This window comes from Paenarthrobacter sp. 10N417 (genome assembly GCF_056394745.1).
This window is the reverse complement of the sequence record NZ_JBFTIL010000048.1, coordinates 1-2,988: the sequence shown is the minus strand read 5'-3', so window position 1 is coordinate 2,988 and position 2,988 is coordinate 1. Positions and strand designations below refer to the sequence as shown.

General features: G+C 63.6%; 2 protein-coding genes and 1 rRNA gene. 1 reads left to right on the top strand and 2 read right to left on the bottom strand.

Translation table 11 applies throughout. From position 1 onward, the window contains the following. Positions 1 to 86: ribosomal RNA gene (gene rrf / locus AC1DCM_RS26440) — 5S ribosomal RNA — on the top strand; the annotation flags it as partial. 360 nt (positions 87 to 446) lie between these two features. Here the strand turns inward: rrf and AC1DCM_RS26435 are convergent. Together AC1DCM_RS26435 and AC1DCM_RS26430 are read right to left on the bottom strand one after the other, a co-directional pair. Further along, positions 447 to 2,015 carry an HNH endonuclease gene (locus AC1DCM_RS26435; protein ID WP_477520312.1) on the bottom strand — a complete coding sequence of 523 codons (1,569 nt, stop codon included), beginning with the start codon at positions 2,013 to 2,015 and terminating at the stop codon, positions 447 to 449. A gap of 113 nt (positions 2,016 to 2,128) precedes the next feature. Continuing rightward, positions 2,129 to 2,722, bottom strand: coding sequence for an HhH-GPD-type base excision DNA repair protein (locus AC1DCM_RS26430; protein ID WP_477520311.1), 594 nt, complete (start codon positions 2,720 to 2,722; stop codon positions 2,129 to 2,131). Positions 2,723 to 2,988: the final 266 nt, after the last annotated feature.

Here is a 2,988-nt window from a genome sequence, read left to right as displayed (position 1 = left end):
GTCCCATTCCGAACCCGGAAGCTAAGACCCACAGCGCCGATGGTACTGCACCCGGGAGGGTGTGGGAGAGTAGGACACCGCCGGACAATCATTAACAGGGAAAGCCCCGACCACGACGGTCGGGGCTTCCCCCATTTAACCAACAAATGGTGCAAGGCCGGTTTGACCAGACGCGCGCCCAGGCTCAAGCCAAGACAAAGGCCTCCACTATGGAGGCCTTTCGTCGTTAAACCTGTTCAGGAACCCCAACGGGCTCATGGCTGCCACCAACCCCAGGACCACGCCCTCCCGGCCGCCGAGCTCAGCGGTAGCCGCGATCACGCCGAGACGTCGGCCGTGGCGTCCCGCATCTGTTGAGCCGCAGCCTTGAAGTCGTACCGCCCGCGGTTCCCATCAATGCCCGCCCCGAATGACCGAGGAGCACGGCGCAGCGCAACGCTGCCGCCTCACGCAGGAGAGCGCCCCGAGGTGTTCTGGACCGGACGACGAGCAGGGGCCTGCGGGTGCCGCAGTTGACGTTCGACTGTCCCGGCCGTTGATTCAGGAGCATTCGCATTCCCCGGCAATGGTGGGGCTGTGGTTTTGTATCTGTGTCCCGTGGGTGTGCTCACTTCCAGTTCATGTCTGCCGCCGGGGAGTGTTTGTGTGTTCCAGCCGGGGTTTTCTTTGGTGTGGTTACAGGCTTCGCAGAGCCCCGCGCCGTTGGCGAGGCTCGTGGCACCGCCGTTGTGCCAGGGGACGATGTGATCTATGTGGCGGATGGGCGCGTCGCAGTAAGGCGTGCGGCAGGTGTCGTCCCTGGTTTCGATGAAGCGCCGCATTCCGGGTGGGAAGAGGCGTGCTTTGGAGTCCATGGCCAGCAGTTCTCCACTGGCGGGTGCGGTATAGAGCCGGCGGAGCAAGACTCTGAACCCCTCACCCTCCTTGGATGCGTGACCCGGCTGGGCTTGTATGCATTCTCGTTGCCCGACAACCCCGGCCTCGCCGCTGGATGCAGTCTGATCATTGATTCGCGACTCCCCGTCCGCTTGGAGGGCCCGGGGTGCTCCGTTTGTCTGGTTGCTGCCTCCGGCGATGAGGGTTCTGGCCCATTCGGCGGGGACAATTCCGTAGCCAGTAAGCCGTGCTGGTTCGCTGTCGCCTTGGAAGAGGGTCCGGTCGGTCATGACGAGCTGCRCATCAACACCGCTGATGCCGCCCGGGGTGCCGGTGAGGCGTTCTGTCAGGGTGTCGGCCATGACCTGGCCCCGGGTACGGGTGTCCCCGCCGGAGCGGGCGGAGTCGGCGTGCCGGGTGAGCGCGGCGTAGGCGGCGACGCCTTGGGCGACGGGGAGCAGTGCGGTGAGGATGGTCATGGTGTCCGGGGCTGGGCGGAGGCTGACGTGCCGTTCGGACGCGGCATGGGCTGCGCGTTGGGTCACGGAGCGGGGGTCCCGTCGGTAGGCTGCGGCTCGTGCGGCGGCGATGATGGTTTTGTCTCCGACGCCGTCGAACGTTCCGGTGTCGGGGGCGAGTTCCTCATCGACCGCTGCCCGGTCTTCGACGGACAGGCAGGCTGTTTCCTTCACCAAGAGGGTGGCCCGCCATTCGTTCAGGTGTCCGGTTTCCAGGGCGGCCATGGTGCGCGGCATTTCCGACACCAGTGCTTTGGCCAGCCCAAGGAGCCGGGACCCTTTGTTCGGTGATTCGCGCCGGGCCAGTGCGATCTGCGCACCCACACCCTGGCCAAGCTCCGAGGAGGAGACACCGGCAGAGGCTTGTTCGCGGCGCTGGGCGAGGTCAAACGCCACCGCGGCCCGCGCCTGCAAAGCCGCGATCGCGGACTTCACGTCCTCCAGGCCACGAATCTGATCAATCAACTCATTGCTGGCCGCGGCGACGCGGAAAGCGCCCACCCGGACAAGCAGCTCCTCAGCGTCAGAGCGACGGAAGCCGGGGCCGGTGAAATCGCCGCTCCCAGGTACAGGCACAGTGGAAGCCACCCTGGCTGCTTGCAGCTCGCGAAACCTGTCCATGGAAAACACTCTTCCAGCACGGTCGATCCGGCAGCAGGCACCAATTCACCTATGTGGAAAAGCTGAAGGGTGAGGAACCTCGCGCGATCGCTAGTCTGCCGACGTCAGAGTATTCAGGCGCTCGTTGGCTTAGAGGCCTTCGCAGCTGCTTTGGCCGCTTGTTTGCTTGCCCGAACTTTGACCAGTGAGTCTGGATCCACGATGTCCGCGACAGAGAGGTATGAACCCTCCTCGCCGTAGTGCCCAGCCGCTTCCCGCCATCCGTTGGCTTGAAGGCCACATTGCTTTCCGAGGAGAGCGAGGAAGATCTTAGCCTTCTGCTCTCCGAACCCAGGCAAGGCCTTGAGCCGGCGCAATACTTCGGCGCCATCCGGATTGCCACTTGTCCAGATGGCTGCAGCGTCTCCGTTCCAATCCCGGTGCACGGTTTCGGCGAGGGCTTGGACCCTGCCGGCCATGGAGCCTGGGAAGCGATGCACAGCAGGGCGTTCTTTGAATACCTCTACGAAGCCTGCGGCGTCGTAGTCTGCGATCGTGCCTGGATCCAGTGATCCGAGGCGCGCACGGATCTTTTCCGGACCGGCAAACGCCGACTCCATGGTTACCTGTTGATCGAGCAACATTCCGGTCAGCAATGCGAACGCATCGTCACTTAACAGCTGATCGGCGGCGGCATCTCCTGTGATGTGCAGTTCCATGCGTCCCATCCTCCCACCAGTGCGCACGGTCGTCATCGGGAGTGGTCACGTTGGCCAGGTTGATGAACGAGCGGAGTTATGCCCGACGGCGGGGCTGTCGCCAGTTTTTGGGGTGGTGTTCGGGGGGTGTTGGGGTTGTGTTGGGTGGTTGTTGGGGTGGATTTGCGTTGGGGGTGTGGGGCGTGTATTGTTTTCTGAGTCGCCGGGTGCGAAACGGAAAGCCGGAAGGTGTGTACGGTGTTCGGTAGGCGGCCAAAAATAACTCTTCTTTTCCA